This is a genomic window from Burkholderiaceae bacterium DAT-1 (assembly GCA_019084025.1).
Taxonomy (GTDB): Bacteria; Pseudomonadota; Gammaproteobacteria; order Burkholderiales; family Chitinimonadaceae; genus DAT-1.
In genome coordinates this window covers 477,613-494,006 of sequence record JAHRBI010000003.1, presented here as the reverse complement: position 1 = coordinate 494,006, position 16,394 = coordinate 477,613, and the positions used below count along the sequence as shown (strand labels likewise).

14 protein-coding genes are annotated in these 16,394 nt (G+C 47.9%); 5 read left to right on the top strand and 9 right to left on the bottom strand.

Annotated features, from left to right (window positions below; all coding sequences use genetic code 11):
• Nucleotides 1–293 precede the first annotated feature (293 nt).
• The 8 genes from KSF73_08205 to KSF73_08170 all read right to left on the bottom strand — a co-directional run bounded on the left by KSF73_08205 (nt 294) and on the right by KSF73_08170 (nt 10,001).
• Nucleotides 294–1,250: a hypothetical protein gene (locus KSF73_08205; GenBank protein ID MBV1775700.1), complete on the bottom strand. Its 957-nt coding sequence runs from the start codon at nt 1,248–1,250 to the stop codon at nt 294–296.
• 37 nt (nt 1,251–1,287) lie between these two features.
• Nucleotides 1,288–2,427: a hypothetical protein gene (locus KSF73_08200; GenBank protein ID MBV1775699.1), complete on the bottom strand. Its 1,140-nt coding sequence runs from the start codon at nt 2,425–2,427 to the stop codon at nt 1,288–1,290.
• Between the two features lie 166 nt (nt 2,428–2,593).
• A complete protein-coding gene (locus KSF73_08195; protein MBV1775698.1) occupies nt 2,594–2,983 on the bottom strand; it encodes a hypothetical protein in 390 nt (129 codons plus the stop codon).
• Nucleotides 2,984–3,128: 145 nt separating this feature from the next.
• Nucleotides 3,129–3,449, bottom strand: coding sequence for a hypothetical protein (locus tag KSF73_08190; protein MBV1775697.1), 321 nt, complete (start codon nt 3,447–3,449; stop codon nt 3,129–3,131).
• Between the two features lie 568 nt (nt 3,450–4,017).
• A complete protein-coding gene (locus KSF73_08185) occupies nt 4,018–4,956 on the bottom strand; it encodes a TraB/GumN family protein (GenBank protein ID MBV1775696.1) in 939 nt (312 codons plus the stop codon).
• Nucleotides 4,957–5,090: 134 nt separating this feature from the next.
• Entirely contained in the window at nt 5,091–5,468 is a 378-nt protein-coding gene (locus tag KSF73_08180) for a hypothetical protein (protein MBV1775695.1), read from the bottom strand.
• A 632-nt stretch (nt 5,469–6,100) separates the two neighbouring features.
• Entirely contained in the window at nt 6,101–7,819 is a 1,719-nt protein-coding gene (locus KSF73_08175) for a response regulator (GenBank protein ID MBV1775694.1), read from the bottom strand.
• Between the two features lie 43 nt (nt 7,820–7,862).
• Nucleotides 7,863–10,001 (bottom strand): UvrD-helicase domain-containing protein, encoded by a 2,139-nt coding sequence (locus KSF73_08170; protein MBV1775693.1) that lies wholly within the window; start codon nt 9,999–10,001, stop codon nt 7,863–7,865.
• A 243-nt stretch (nt 10,002–10,244) separates the two neighbouring features.
• On the opposite strand from KSF73_08170, the gene KSF73_08165 reads away from it, so the two are divergent.
• The 5 genes from KSF73_08165 (at nt 10,245) to KSF73_08145 (ending at nt 14,619) form a co-directional block, all read left to right on the top strand.
• Nucleotides 10,245–11,846, top strand: coding sequence for a PQQ-binding-like beta-propeller repeat protein (locus KSF73_08165; protein ID MBV1775692.1), 1,602 nt, complete (start codon nt 10,245–10,247; stop codon nt 11,844–11,846).
• A gap of 220 nt (nt 11,847–12,066) precedes the next feature.
• A complete protein-coding gene (locus tag KSF73_08160; protein MBV1775691.1) occupies nt 12,067–12,399 on the top strand; it encodes a hypothetical protein in 333 nt (110 codons plus the stop codon).
• Nucleotides 12,400–12,482: 83 nt separating this feature from the next.
• A complete protein-coding gene (locus KSF73_08155) occupies nt 12,483–12,782 on the top strand; it encodes a hypothetical protein (protein MBV1775690.1) in 300 nt (99 codons plus the stop codon).
• 50 nt (nt 12,783–12,832) lie between these two features.
• Nucleotides 12,833–13,126: a cell envelope biogenesis protein TolA gene (locus tag KSF73_08150; GenBank protein ID MBV1775689.1), complete on the top strand. Its 294-nt coding sequence runs from the start codon at nt 12,833–12,835 to the stop codon at nt 13,124–13,126.
• A 92-nt stretch (nt 13,127–13,218) separates the two neighbouring features.
• Complete coding sequence (locus tag KSF73_08145; protein MBV1775688.1) at nt 13,219–14,619, top strand: beta-lactamase family protein; 1,401 nt, start codon at nt 13,219–13,221, stop codon at nt 14,617–14,619.
• 40 nt (nt 14,620–14,659) lie between these two features.
• On the opposite strand, the gene KSF73_08140 is transcribed toward KSF73_08145, so the two are convergent.
• Nucleotides 14,660–16,333, bottom strand: coding sequence for a methyl-accepting chemotaxis protein (locus KSF73_08140; GenBank protein MBV1775687.1), 1,674 nt, complete (start codon nt 16,331–16,333; stop codon nt 14,660–14,662).
• Nucleotides 16,334–16,394: the final 61 nt, after the last annotated feature.

Here is a 16,394-nt window from a genome sequence, read left to right as displayed (position 1 = left end):
AGCATACAGCTAATGCATATGACTAAAATACTGATTGATATCGAGCATATTGCAACGGTTAGATTTGAATTAAGTATTACACTTCCTGTTGATGAGCTTTGTTGCTTGTTACGTATTGATTCAATTCTAAAAAGAGTATCTCTGCTCTCCATAATATTTCACTTCCTCGCTACTTCAATTTACAAGAGGCTCTTTTTCACGCAAGGGAATTACAATTCAAGTACTGATGACCCGACTCTCACTAACTATGTACACTTTCGAATATAGTGGGCATTTTGACTTCAAAGAAAAATTTACAGCCAATGACCTATATATGCCTTTCCGTTTATCTTTCGATGCACATAATCAACGCCTGAGAATTCTGCATAGTCTTGCATTGTACGTTGCTTACCCAAGCCATAAACCTTTAGATCTTCTTTTCCACAGACCAATGCATCAAGCCTGATCTTTGATTTTTTACAAAGTACCTGCCAAGGAAAATTTCTTTTGTCGCTATGGTCTTTATTCCAGTGCATTGGTCTACCGTTTTCAGCCCCTTTTTTACCATCCTCTGTGTTATATAAATGGTAAATTGGATTATCAGTTATGTGAAAAATATCCCACCCATGCGTATAGGAGCGAATTGCAATAGCCTGCTCTTCCTCAGAAAAATACATAAAAGGATCGTAAGGCATTTCAAGGAAAAGATCGCCCCTTGCAAAAATGCAACCGCCCGCTACGTGTGCACCCAGAATTAGCCTTTGTGAATTGAAATGCTTTCCTTCATACCTCAGCAAGGAATGCTCACCATCAAGTGTTTGACCCCTTGTTAAGACATGAGCCAGAATTTTCCCTTTTGTCGGATATTTAATTAACCCCGTTCCTGAAATTTCAAACTTCGGAGGGAAAGACGACAAGATACATTTACTATTGAACTTCTGTGCATGAGTAGCCTGTTGAATCAGAATAGTGTCCCATGATTTATCGAAAATCATGTGGGAGTCAATTTGAAGATACCAATCTTCTTCGTCGTAGAATGAAGATGCAAGCGTTCTTGCCCAGCCGAGGCCGAGTGTTTCTTTGTAATGAATAAACACATAATTCATATGTGTGGGATGCATTAATGGCTCATCAATAATGGTACGCTCAAAATTTTGATCAACAATTCCAAATGTAATATCGTCGGGATGATCCGCATTCCTTAGGGCAGAAGAGATTGTTTGCGAAAGAAGCACATCACAATAGGAAGCTATACTGATGAAAATGGACATGATTTATTTCCTTCACCTTCAGCGTAAATTCTTTTTATTAGTGGATTGTGGTAACTGATTTGTAAAGCGCTTTTATTTCTGACTCGGTAAATTCAGGTGAGAATAATACCTCTTTTAAGGTAAACCCATCATCCCGCAACATGCTAATGAGCCCCTTCTTTATTTTTCCGTTGAAAGAAACATCGGGAAGATGCGCTGCACCAACGGACATGAAAGTCAATGGAAAATTCACTTCGGCTTGGTTTACTTTTTCTATCCACGATAGATTTCTAAGTTCGACCATAAAATGATAAATTTCCGGACCATCTTCATAAATCAATTGACTGTCACTTATCTTATTAGTCTCTTGACTAGATACACTATCTTGCCCTCGTACGTCTCCAAGCTTGCATGAAACGCTCGAAGCAGCACAATTCATATAAAATATATACCTTTCAGAAATGTATCTATTCATAAAACCCATCTCTATCTCATTATTTTTTAATGCAACTAGAACTTTAGACTCAACCCCCATTTTCGCCAAATAGGCTTTTACAAAATTCAAATAATCAGCATCCTTGGCGTTGCACAGAATATCGTCAATTGACTTAATTGTATCCAACCCAACAAACCATTTCTGACTATCGTTCACTGCATGGCTACTTAGGTGAAAGCGCTCATTTAGTATTCGAGCGGATATACCTGGCACGGGGGGGAAGTAATCTTTGTATTGAGTGAGCGCCTCAGATAGCTTACCCCCAATAACTAAATGCATGAAGGTACCAAAATACTGCTTTTTATCGGAATGACCGTCTTCTCGGATGACATCGCGAAGTATAGATCCGTCTTCTATCCCCGCATCTTTCAGTAGACTAATGGTCGTAGAGAGTTCATTTAAAAAATCCAAATCACTAAACATCCAAAAATTATTATTTCTGTATTGTATGTCCTTGCATAAGCCCGGGAGCGATGAGCCATCTACAGACTCTGCTAAAATCGCATCAGAATTTAAGGCATATGGCCTTATAATTTCATTATAGAATCTATCTAGTTCTAATTGAGTTCCGAAGTGGGTTTCACCGATAATTAAAATATTACCATGACTTTTTGTTGCAACCCAGGCACGTACATCGCTGGCTAAAGCCATGCCACAGATTATATTCAATGCAATAATTATTCCAACTAAATATTTTTTCATGAATTTTAATAACTTCCAGCTACCAATCCGCAGCCTAAACTAATTCTATGAGTTAAATGTCCATCACTTTCAATTTAGAAAGTGATGAACCCGTTTGCCTTTAATAGGATGGTTGTATAATCATAACAAACCATTCAACCAACACATTATTAGCACTCGCAGATCTTTAGTGCGAAGCAACTGAAGTGACTTTACCATTAATAATGGTTACCACGCCTGTAGAGCCACTGCCACTCCATTTACCCGATACAGCTAATTCAGGGATGACGGCACTTAATGAGGCCCCTGGAGTGTATGTGGTAATTGTGATGACAGAGCCGGAAATGACCTCTGTCATATACGCCCCATTTGGACAAGTTGTCGTTACCGTTGTGATGCCGCCATTAACAGCGCTATTGGTTGTACATGAGCCACTACTTAGCCCAAAAAAGCTCGAAATCCCTTCGAGAATTTTGTCAAATATGCTATTGTCGCCTTCTGGCTTTGTCGGCACCGGAGTTTTATACGGACCACTCCCGGAGACAAAATCCAAATCCATTAATTCAAGTCTACGCATGTTGACGCTCCTTTTTTGGCTACGAATTTGCAAATTGCAAATCCTAAAGTTAGAATTAACCAGCAGCATTTCGAATGTAGTGTTCGAAATGCTGCCTAGCCATGATTCCGAAAAGGCGCCTCACAAACAAGGCAAAAAATTTGCCCTATTCCTTGCTTGACATAGTTTTCAAATACTCAAACGCGATTACTCTAATAGTTAATAAATTGCACTTCCGTCTAATATGTGACACGCGACTCCATGCCGTAGATAGTTTGATTTCTAGGATGAAGCCAGCCTCCTCAACGGTTTTCCCTTTCGCCAACCAATGCATTAAATCGTGCTCAGCAGGCGTAAATAAGGAAAAATCCATCAATGAATCTGAAGAATAAGCAGAATTCGGTAAATCTTCATTGGAAATTGACATGCTCATAACATCCACCTCCATAAATTGATGAATGGCTTGTTCAGGATGAATAAATCGCACACAACTCACTCATTCTTTACCATTCCGTTTTTTGGAAGCCAGTGTATTAACTTAAGATGGAATCTGCAAAAGATATTGAATGCATGTATTATTTTTGCAACCCAATTTTTATTGGAACATTTGTATTAATTATTCAACTTAAGCCATGCATGTCAAAATAATTGCGATGCCACTTTCACCAAATATAGATCGATCTCACCACCAACAAACCGGAATACTATTGAAATACATCAATATGCACTCAGTCAACAATATTAGAAGTCATCACTCAATTAAACTTTCGCCAGATACACAATATCAACATCACATAACAACCAACAGCCGTAACAAGCTGAAGCAGCGTTCTATCATAAATACTACCGCGATTTTTAAACAAATATTTAACATCCCGATTGAGCATAGCTAATAAATATGTTGGATTGTAGGTTGCAAGATTTAGAAGCCCGAATATGATCATCCCATCAAGATCAGAATACCTTATCATTATCACCCTATATAACAACAAAGAAATTGCCGAATATAGAATTATTACAATTATTAGCTTCATCAGAATCACACTCCACTCTCGCTATTCCATCTCCACTTTAGAAATCATGTATCCTTGATTTTCCATCAAAGTCAGAATCCCATTACATTTCGCCCCAGATAATGGTTTGTGTATATGTTCAGCACCTAGAATATAGGTAAATTTCCCCTCTCTCTTAGTATTTTCTTCAATTTTTTCGATCCAATATTTATTGCGATTGCACAATATATACTCATCATACTTCTCATCAAAATCATCGACATACCCTCCATCAATCGAACGAACAAAAACATTTCTCAGCTCAGATATATTAGTCTCACCATTTTTATCATTTATTAATCGATCAATTTGAATCTGCAGCAAATGTTCAGATGCATCTGTTTCGCAAAATGCTTTAAAAAATACATCAGCACCCTCAATCGCCTCCAACTGTGCAAATGGATTAATTAAATGCGCCCTTGAAACTAGATCATGCTTATTTAAAAATGGATTACCCTCATCTTCAGTACTATTAATTGAAAGTAAATTTCCATCTTTCCGCTCCATCTGAGCATCTTTCGTTACTATTCTATCACTCTCAATGAACCTAGCGTACATGAGGGCTTGATGAACGCGAAATGAAGACGCATTCTCTAACATTTGATCCAAAATATCTTGCGACATATCCCTTTTAAAAATAGACACATATGCCGAATTCATCTCATGAAATAAAATTTTCTTCAAAATAGCCACACCAGAATAATAACTAGATCCATGAATTTCATTTAAGCAACGCGGATATTGATATCCTACATAATATCCAACAGAATTCTCACTTACAAATATGTCGGTTTTTTTTATAATAGGAACAACAACTCTTTCATAGTACTCCCCGAATTCATCATTTAGCCCAATATGTGTTGATGCAATTACATAGAATTCTTTACCATTTTTAGCCTTAACCTTCCACGCCGTTTTCGCAACAGGATCATTGGCACTCATTAAACTCAAAGAGAATAGTATCGCAATCAAGTAAATGTAATTTATTTTAAATTTGCGCAATTTATTTAACCGTCAGCAAATTAATATAAGCCGCCCAATTCGTTCAGGGCGGCCTAACACTTTAAAAACTTACATCACGGATACGAGATTCTCGTTCCAAATGAGTTAGTGTTTACAACACTTTTTAAGGAACCATCTTTACTATAAGTGGACACTGAGCAGTCATTTCCTTTTGCACTCAGGTCAATTTTACCAACACCTGCACTTCCACCCATTGAACCCTGACCACTGACACAGACAGTTATGAAAGTGATGCCTGCACTAGTAGTACATGTCTGAGAAGCGACACTCGCTTTAATTTCAATCGGAGAGCAGGTTGGTACATCATTGTTAGTCGGAGTTTTTTGCTGTGGCTGTGGTATTGCTTCTGATTCCTTGTCTTTGGTAGAGCCTCCTGCATCTCCATCTCCACCAGAAATAAAGCTCAGAAGATTGATGTCTAATTTTTGCATGCTAATTTCCCAAATGGTTTAATTGAATTTTGCATTTAACTTAAATGCGAGATGATCTTGCATTAAACAACAAGCAATCTAAATGATTACTTATCGACTATTGACAACTTCCATGAGTAATGCAATGAGATATTCCGTATGGGTAAATCGTGGCATTTCGTGCGAATGGATTTAACCTGATTCCAGGCTGTACTTGATGACTTCCCAAGAATAAAAGCAGCCTCCTCAACCGTCTTCCCCATCGCCAGCCACCGCATCAGTTCATGTTCCGCAGGCGTAAGCATAGAAAAGTCAATCATTGAAGGCGTGTAAGGTCGTTGCTCGGTTGCATCTGACATGACTCATCCCATTCATATGGAAATATGATTACGCGTTCGCACTTGAGGTTTTAATATATTATTTACAAAAGGCTGCCACATCTGACATCAGAAAGAATCTGTCATTTCTGACAGGCATTCTTTTGGGATAGCGGAAACCCAGACTGCGCATGCACCGCAGCTGCATGTCATACAATTTTTCGTGAAATGGGCATCCGACAAGCGCTACACGCTCACAATCAATGACTAATCCGTATACAGAACTTGATTCATCCTGAGGTGCTCTGGAAAACGCGGTATGTGCGTACGTCCGCCTTACTTTGAAAACTTCTTCATCGTCCCAGCATACGCATCCTTCAACTTCAAATACTTCACACTCGCCGGCTGCAATGCAGCCACCCGATCGAGATATTCACGCGCCAGGGTCATATAGCGCTGATGCCATCCCTTGCTGCCCACATACGCGAGCAGCGCATTCACCGCATTCAGCATCACCGATACATTGGCGGGCATTTCATCGACTGCGTGGATGAATTTCTCGACAGCGCCTTCCAAATTGCCGGATTGCGCCATGCGCACGGCCTCATTATTAATGGCGACAATGGCGCGCGCGCTTTCCTCGATCACTTGCTGGCCTTCATCTTCACGGCCAACCGCTTCGTACATTGAATTGATGCGCTCCAGCATGTCGGAATCTTCATGATGATTGCGTAATATCTGCTGAACCAGTGATTTGCCCAGATGATCGCGATCCAGCTGGTAACAGGTCTCAGCAAGTTCGAGCACAAAATGATCGGGTAAACCGGTAGATTCGTCGGCCAACTGGCGCGCTTTATCCAGCGTGGCGTTGGCACGATCAGTCTGACCTTGCGCCAGAAAGGTTTTACATTCGACCAAAGTAGCCAGCATGGATGCGCGCGTGTCACCACGGAATTCGCGGCGGACTTCGGCTGCGGTTTTCAGCGCGTCTTCGGTGTCACCATTGCCGATTTGCGCCTTGGACAGACTCACATAATCGGCCGCATCTCGCCAGAAGGAGTTTTTTGATAGCGTAATGGCATCGCGAAAGGACTTGGCGGCGGTGCTAAAATCATGATTCTTCAGGGCGACATCGCCCAATTTTTTCTGGCGATTCACCACCGCAGGCGACATATCGACTGCTTTGGACAAAATTTGCTGCGCATCATCCGCATGATGTTCAGCCAGATAAATGCGCGCGAGCCAGTCGTACGCCTCCATCACCTTGTTATTTTCTGCCAGAACGGACTGAAATAGGCTGCGCGCCTCGTCATATTGTTTGAGCCCGAATAGCGCTTTACCCAAGCCAATCCGAACCCAGGGCAAATCCTTTAGTTCGCGTGCGGCGTCGAACGCCGTTTTAGCCAGTTGATTATCGCCAATCGTCAGCGCGATATTGCCCTTCATTTTCAGGTAATCGAGGACATAGGGCGAAGACGATTTTAGATGGTCATTGCATTCGGCTAGCGCCTTGAAATAGTCCTGACGCAGCATCGCCTGATCCAGCGACTGAAATTCGCGCTTGCGCACCAGCAGTTTATCGAGGCGATGTTTGACTTGTTCGGCGGTAAACGGTTTGAGCAGATAGCCATCCGGTGCCTGCTCGGCCGCCGACATCACCAGTTTGCCGCGCCGCTCGCCCGTCACCATCACGAACACGACGGAGGGTTTCAGTAGATTGTGCAGGCGCAACTCCTGCAAAAGATGCAATCCGTCGTAGCCGCTGCCCAGATCGTAATCACAGAAGATGATGTCGAAGTCGGCACGCCGCACGGTGGCTATGGCGTCGGTTGCGCGATGCGCATACTCCACTTTGTTGATGCCAAGCGTAGCCAGGGTATTGCCCATGGCCGTGCGCATCTCTTGCACGGCATCCACCACCAGCACACGCTTTTGCGCATAGTCGATTGATATCGAGCCTGCCGCAAATGCCGCCAGACGATCGTCATCAGCGTCGTCGATGCGGGTAAAGCCGGGAAGGGCGGGTTTCGGGGCACCGCCTGATGCACTTGCCATGGATCACTCCTGAAGCGGATGTCCGGCAAGCGCACCCGCCCGCCTACATCAACTCAAGTTTTGCATACTCTAAAGATAGCCACTTGACGCCCTGAGCACCAAAATTCACCTGCACATTGGCCTGTTTGCCAGCGCCATCGTAATCAATGACCACGCCCTGACCGAACTTGGCATGGCGAACATTCTGGCCGACGCGAATATTATGTCCCGGTACTTCGTTGGTTTTCTTGGGCGCTGCGGCGGGTGTGGCCGCTTTCAGCTTAGGCGTATTGGGCGCATAGCCGCGATTGATCCACTTGAGCAGATCTTCGGGAATTTCATTGAGGAATCGCGAGGCCATGGAGAAACGCGTCTGACCATGCAGCATCCGAGACTGCGCCAGACTCATATACAAACGCTGGCGCGCACGGGTAATCGCCACATAGGCCAGCCGCCGCTCTTCTTCCAGACTCTGCGGATCGTGCAGGCTGTTGTCGTGTGGGAACAGACCTTCTTCCATGCCGGTGAGGAACACCGCATCGAATTCCAGACCCTTGGCGGCATGCACGGTCATCAGCTGCAGCGCATCCTGCCCCGGCTGGGCTTCGTGATCGCCCGCTTCGAGGCTGGCGTGCGCGAGGAAATTAGTAACGCTGTCTTCGTTTTCCTGCACAAACACCGCCGCAGATGACACCAGCTGCCCCAGATTTTCCAGCCGTTCCTGGCCTTCCTTATCATTGCGGTAGTAATCGATCAGGCCGGATTGATCCAGCACCAGCTCGACAATTTCCGGCAGCGTCAGCCCGCTGGCCTGCACGCGCATGTTCTCGACGATCTGCACAAAGCGACTCACCGCCGCCGCACTGCGACCTGCACCGCCACTGCAGGCGGCCTGCCAGATGGTGGTGCCGCAGACGCGGGCAGATTCGGCCAGCAATTCGATGGTGCGATTGCCAATGCCGCGCACCGGGAAATTGATGATGCGCAGGAGTGCGTTGTCGTCTTCCGGACTATTCACCAGCCGTAGATAGGCCAGTGCATGCTTGATTTCCTGCCGCTCGAAAAAGCGCAAGCCGCCATAGACCTTGTACGGTAATCCAGCCTGAAAGAGTGCATGCTCCAGCACCCGCGATTGCGCATTGGAGCGATACAGCACAGCGATGTTCGATAGCGACTGCCCCTGACGCGACAGCTGCTTGGCTTCGTCCACCACAAAGGCAGCCTCTTCGAGATCTGTTGCCGCATCAAACACGCGGATAGGATCACCCGCCTGTGATTCAGTCCACAGCTGTTTGCCCAGGCGACCGGTGTTGTGCGCGATCAGCGCATTGGCGGCATCGAGAATATTGCCGTAGGAGCGATAGTTCTGCTCCAGCCGGATAATCGTCTCGACCGAAAACTCGCGCTCGAAATCACGCATATTACCGACGTTGGCACCCCGGAAGGCGTAGATAGATTGGTCATCATCGCCCACCGCGAATACAGCCGCGCCACCGCCCGCCAGCAGCTTCAGCCACGCATATTGTAGGCGGTTGGTATCCTGAAATTCGTCTACCAGCACATGGCGGAAGCGCTGCTGGTAATGCTCACGCAGCATGACGTGATCACGCAGCAACTCGAAGCAGCGCAGCAGCAGCTCGGCAAAATCCACCACGCCTTCGCGGCGACACTGGCGCTCGTACTCTTCGTATAGCGTCTTCAGCATACGCGTATGGTCGTCCCATGCGTCCACATCAGCCGGGCGGCGGCCCTCTTCCTTATTGCCATTGATGAAGTTCACCACCTCGCGCGGCGGATATTTTTCATCGTCGATATTCAGCGATTTCAGCAGGCGTTTCAGCGCAGCCAGCTGGTCGGCACTATCGAGAATCTGGAACGCTTCTGGCAGGCCCGCATCACGCCAGTGCAGACGCAGCATGCGATTACACAGACCGTGAAAGGTGCCAATCCACAGGCTGCGCGCATTGACCGGAATCTGCGCGCTTACCCGCGTCAGCATTTCCTTGGCCGCCTTATTGGTAAAGGTCACCGCCAGAATGCCATGCGGACTCACCTGCCCCGTTGTGAGCAGCCACGCAATACGCGTGGTCAATACGCGCGTTTTTCCCGAACCGGCACCCGCCAGAATCAGGGCAGGCGTGGCGGGCAGGGTCACAGCGGCAAGCTGTTCAGGATTCAGGCCAGTGAGCAGGCTGGAGGACATGGTCGGGTTCGCTTGAAATCAATCCCGGCATTTTACTGGAAGTGGCGAACGGGTGTGCACTGAAGTTGTCGATGCTGCGGCGCAAAATGATCTGTAACAATGTGTTGCGCATCTATGGGGTTCTTATAGAATGCGCGGCCATTTCAAAAAACTCTGGATGTGCTGAATATTGGCATTCATGCCAAACACTGCCGTTCCGAATTCAATAACCACAAATTTAGTTTTTCAGGAGTGATCGTTTTTATGCGTACATCTTATCTAACCAGCCTTACTGCGATCAGCGCGGGATTGCTTTTGTCTGCATGTGGTGGTGGTGGTGACTCGGCTCCGCCAGCGCCACAGGGCCAACTGACACTCAGTGGTAGCGCTACTCAGATTACTACCCAATACGACTTACCAGGCTCTTTTGTATTGCATGTCAAAAACACCGGTCCAATGGGCGTCACCAATATCACGCCATCAGCACCCGCTGGCACAAAAGTAAGCAACGATGCCTGCCACTCCATTGTGCTAGCAATCGGTGAGACCTGTGACGTGACATATAGTTACGCAGGCACTGCAGTGGCAAGCGGCAATTTCGCTTTCAATGTGAACTTCAGCTTTGATGCCAAGGTGGGACAGTCAAGCTTGTCTGTCCCATATCAGTTTACGGAATCGCAATGGGCAAAGGTTTCGGAATGGCAGGGATACCGTGGCAATCCTAAGCGTACAGGTTATGTCCCCGTCACTTTGGATGCAACAAGAATTTCCGAAGAGTATTCAGGCTTACTCAACAGCCAAACAATGCAAATTAGTGATATCAGTGAGCATAATGGAAACATCTTCCTGGTATCAAGAGATGTGACTGGCACGCCAAACTTGACAGCACTTGACCAATCAAGCCACAAAATTGCATGGTCAAAAAATATCAGCATGTACGTCGGCAGTTATTATAGCCAAAATCTAGCACCCATTGCTGCTGCCGGAAATGTTTATATCGCAGGGAGCAACTATTATGGATACCTTGGTTCATTTTCTGCAAAGGATGGTTCGCTCAATACGTATTCAAGTAACGTCGGAAATGTAGGCTCATTGACATTTGTGGGTAAAAGCATCTTCGCGACACCTGGCAATTGCGGTTCTGTTACGCGCACTGACCCGAACACACTGCAATCTTTGTGGAAATGGAGTTATACCACACCTACCGTTCAACCAAATGTTTACATGAACTTCTACGCATCTAGCGTGGCCGCATTTGATGAATCAATATTTGTTTGCGGTATCTCGCAATCCATTTCTGACTATTCAGGCCCAACATCAAAGTACAGCAACAACCAGTATTTGCTTGTTACACAGCAGGATAGCGTTGAGAAAGAAACCTGGATTAAAAATACTCTCATCAATACCGATAATTATTACAGCTATACGCCTGGCGACGTTGTGCTAAACGAAGATAGCTCATTGGCATTTCTATCGTCTCAACAGGGCATGGTCGCATTTGATCTATCCAAAAAGGCACCTATTTGGGCAGCTGGCTCTGGGTACTCTTCAATACTTTACGGCAATAAAGTTGTTTATCTACTGAACGGCAATTCCTACTCAAATACTCAAGTTTCAGCTATTGACGCAAAAAGTGGTAACACTTTATGGACCGGCTCGATCTCTGATGGGGGTAGATCTTCCTATGTCGTGACTGACTCCCACTTATTCATTGCTGGACAAAACAAAACATACGCAATGAACTTGTCGACTAAAAAGATCGACTGGACTACAGATTTGAGTGGGAACCTAGCCATTACTAAAGCAGGAAAGCTTGTGATTACCGATACCAACCGTGGCGTCATTGGCATCTACAACCTCCGCTAATCCCGCTTCACCCATCTACAAGCCCACTGCCCCGCAGTGGGCTTTTTTTCGTTCAGCCACCATTCAATTTCCATTCATCTTCGATTCAACGTCCACTCAAATTGTAACCACGGTAACGATTTGCAACATCTGTCGACAGCCGATCGTGACAATGCGTTAATGCATCCAAGGGCAGCGAAACAACGCAAGCCCGGTTAAACAACCCTCAAGGAGCAAGACCATGAACAAGCTGATGACCACCCTGATCGCTACCGTAATTGGCACCCTGGCATTTGCCGCAGACCCCGCACCTGCTGCACACAGCACCTCGACAGCCAAGCCAGCCGTAACTTCTGAAAGCAAGGCTGTAAAACAATCTGAGACGATGGTTACTCCCCCGGCCGATGTCAAGACAGAAGGCAAGGCAGCAGCTAAAACTGAAGCCAAGCCAGCGGAAAAGTCTGCAAGCACAACGCCCGCTCAGGGAGATGCCAAGCCGGTCAAGAAGGAAAGAATGCATAAAAAGAACAGCGCAACCGCCAAGCCAGCAGCTGAGTCTGTGACTAGCAAATAATGGCTGAACGGCAACTGAACCTGATCAAATTGTAAATTTAGATTTCAATCAAACAATACACGACACACTTAAGGAAACAGACCATGAACAAGATCCTCACCACCCTGATTGTTACCGCAATTGGCGCAATGGCATTTGCTGCAGACCCGGCACCTACAGCGCAACCTGCGCCAGCCGCAAAACCTGCCGCCGCTGTTGAAGCCAAGGCGCCCGCCAAGGCTGAGACCAAAGTGGAAGCCAAGACCGAAGCAAAGGCAGACGCCAAAGCAGCAACTGACACCAAGGCGGATACAGCAGCCAAACCAAAGGCAAAGCACCACAAGCATCATCAAGCCGAAACCAAGCCAGCCGAGACCGCTGCAGCGCCGGCTGACAAGAAGTAATCATTCAATCATCACCTGACTCGACGCTGAATACTGACAAGGACTGAACCATGAACAAGCTGTTTGCTACCCTGATTGCTGCTTCTTTTGCTTCGCTGGCCTTTGCTGCAGATCCAGCGCCAGCACCCGCTGCCACCGTACCGGCAGCCAAGCCGGCCATGACAGCCAAGGCGGATACAAAAGCAGCCGCGAAGCCTGAGGCAAAGACGGAGGCCGTGGTCGCGAAAACCGATGCCGCCAAACCCGAAGCGAAGACAAGCACACATGCTTCCGCAAATGCGGACAGCAAGGTCGAGCACAAGACCGATGCCAAACCCGAGACGGCCAAGCCTGCCGCTAAATAATCAGTCTCGCCCGTCCAAACGTAAAACCCCGATACAACGGGGTTTTCTGCGTTATATTCCCGCGCATTCCCTTTAAATCGGACACGCGCATGATGAACGCTCTGCTCAGCCGCATGCTTGGTACGGCTCTGGTCACACTGGCCTGCTTCTCCTCCCTGTCTGCTACGGAACTGGATAGCAAAAGCAAACAGGCCATTCATGACATTGTTGGCACTGCACTGAAAAAGCACGGCACGCCCAGCGTATCCGTGGCCATCGTGACAGACAATGAAGTGGCCTTTACCGGCGCGTGGGGCAAGGCCAGCCTGAATCCGGTTCGCGATGCCAAACCCGATATGCGCTATGCCATCGGCTCGGTGAGCAAGCAATTTACCGCAGCCGCCCTGTTAATGCTGGAAGCCGACGGCAAATTGAGTCTGGACGACAAGGTGTCCAGGTATTTGCCAGATATGGGCGCCGGCGGGGAGGCCACGATTAGGCAGTTACTGGCGCACACATCGGGCATGCGTGACTACTGGCCACAGGATTATGTGTTTCGCGACATGCTGACACCGGTCACAGCCGATCAGATCATCGACCGGTTTGCGCGGCAGCCACTGGATTTTGCCCCGGGCGAGCGCTGGCAATACAGCAATACCGGCTATGTGGTCGCAGGGAAGATCTTCGAACAGGTGGCGGGCGAACCTTTGCTGAGCTTTTTGCAGCGTCGCGTGTTCAAGCCACTGAACATGCTCAGCGCCATGGATTTTGATCAGCACACACTGGATGCGCATGATCCGGTGCCCTACACCGGCTATCTGATGGGCCCGATCCAGCAAGCGCCGCGTGCAGGCGAGGGCTGGATGTTTGCAGCGGGCGCACTGGCGATGACGGCTGAAGATCTGGCCAAATGGGATATTTCGCTGATGCGTGAGTCACTCATGCCGCATGCGCAATATGCCGCGTTCACTCGCGAAGTGTTGCTGAATAATGGCGCGGGCAGCCAATATGGTCTGGGTCTGAGCGTGAAACTGAAGAACGAATCACGTGTACTGTCGCACGGCGGCGAAGTGTCCGGCTTTGTGTCCTCGAATACAGTTTATCCGGACAAACATCTGGCAGTGGTGGTGCTCACTAACTCGGATGCCAATAATGCCGCTGCCAGCATCTCGGAAAAAATCGAAGAGATGCTATTAAAGGCGGGCGCCCCGACTGATGAGGCGATGCTTCAGCAAGCCAAAGCTATTTTCACACAACTGCAGCAAGGCAAAATTGACCGCACGCTGTTCAGCGACAACGGCAATCATTATTTCAACGAGACCGTACTCAAGCAGGCCATGACCAGTCTGGGCAGCTTAGGCAAGGTGAAGTCATTCGAACAGGTGCGCACATCGACACGCGGAGGCATGACCAATCGTGCATTCAAGGTCAAGGCAGACAAGGGCAATGTGAAGGTACTGACCCGCACCTGGATCAATGGCCCGATCGAGCAGTTTACCGTATCACCCGATTGAGCCATTGATTCATCTGCATGCGGCAGGCAGACAGGTACGGCTAGAACAGTTCGACATCACCCGTACCGTCGGCTGCACCTGTTTCACGCGCAACTTCACCTACATTAAAGCGGCTGACAATCGTGTTCATGGTTTCAGCCAGCTTGCGCATATCATCAGCAAATTCTGCAGTGCGTTTCGCTGAAATTTCGGTCGCATTCATCATCGCCATGATATTGCTGACTTCTTGCGCCATCGCATTCGCGTTGTCATCTTGGCTGATCATAGTGGACGAAATCTCGCTCACCATGTTTTCCACTTGCGTTGCACCTTCCTGAATCTTGTCGATGGCGACACTGACCTCACGTGCGTGATCCGCTCCCTGAGTCAACTGAATCACCATCGAACGTACTTCACCCACTGACAGGCGCGATGCATCCAGAATGGTGCTGACAACCTCCGCAATGTCATGCGTGGTTTGCCGGGTGCGCTCGGCCAGACGCCGTACCTCATCAGCCACCACAGCAAAGCCGCGACCGGCCTCACCTGCGCGTGCAGCTTCGATCGCAGCGTTGAGTGCCAGCAGATTGGTTTGATCCGCCACTTCACGAATCACCGACACCATCCCGCCAATCTTGGAGGCGGCATGATCAAGCGCATTCATATTGTCTTCCGCCCGATGCGCGACGGCAGAGACGGCGAGAATTTCGTTCACGCTGGTATGGATGGTTTCGCTCCCCTCAACCGCCACGTCACCCGCTTCATGGCTACGACGTGCTGCGTCCTGGGTGCGGCTGGCCACATCACTGATCCCCTCCGCGACACGACCGATACTGGCAGACATATTGGCCGCCGCCTGATTGCCACTGGTCGCGGTGTGCGCCATCACAATGGCTGACTGGTGCATTTCGATGGATGCAATCACCACCGAGTGAATCGCGGCAATCATGTCCTTGAAACTGATTTGCACCACATCCAGCAGCTCGTTAAATGCCTGAATGGTTTCACCAATTTCATCTTGATGAGTGACTGGCGCACGGGCGGTGAAGTCTAGCGAGGAGGCAATGCCACGTACCGTATCGGCCATACCGCGCAAGGGTCGGGCGATACTTTGATACAAAAACCAGCCGCCCGCTGCCAATGCAAGCAAAGAGACGACGATGAGAACCGAATAGGTAAAGGTGGCGCGATGCAGCAAATGCTCAATCCGATCACGACTATTCGCTTCTGCGGTATCTGCTTCCTTAAGCAGCAAATCCAAAGAGCGATTCACTGCATCACGCGTGGGTAACACTTGCGAGTACATGACCAGCTGTGCATCAGCTTTGGTTTTGAGACTCGCGGATAGCGTCATGGCATTGGCCACAGCCCTCTCGTACTTCTCGAGTTGGCCGTTTAGATCTTTTATCAGCTGCCGCTGCCGATCATCATGCGACAGTGCATCCAGCGCCTGAAATCGTGTCCGCGCGGTAACAATCGCCTTTTTAAGCTTGTCATTGAATGCATCAATCAGATCTTCATCCTGTTCCTCATACAGCGCCATCAGTACGGGTTCAATTTCCTTTACCGCAAGGGCAAGCTTGCCTGATGCCACAATGGCAGGAATAGTGGCGCCAGATGTATGGTCTGTTTCTTCATGGATTTTGTCGAACTGATACAGTCCAAAGCCGCCCAGAAGCAGAATGGTGGATATGGCTGAGGCGATGAGTGCAATTAGTCGTCCTGAAATGGTCATGCATGTGGACTCCCCATGGTTCACATTGGTCGGGACAAGATGATTCCCTTGTAATCGTTAT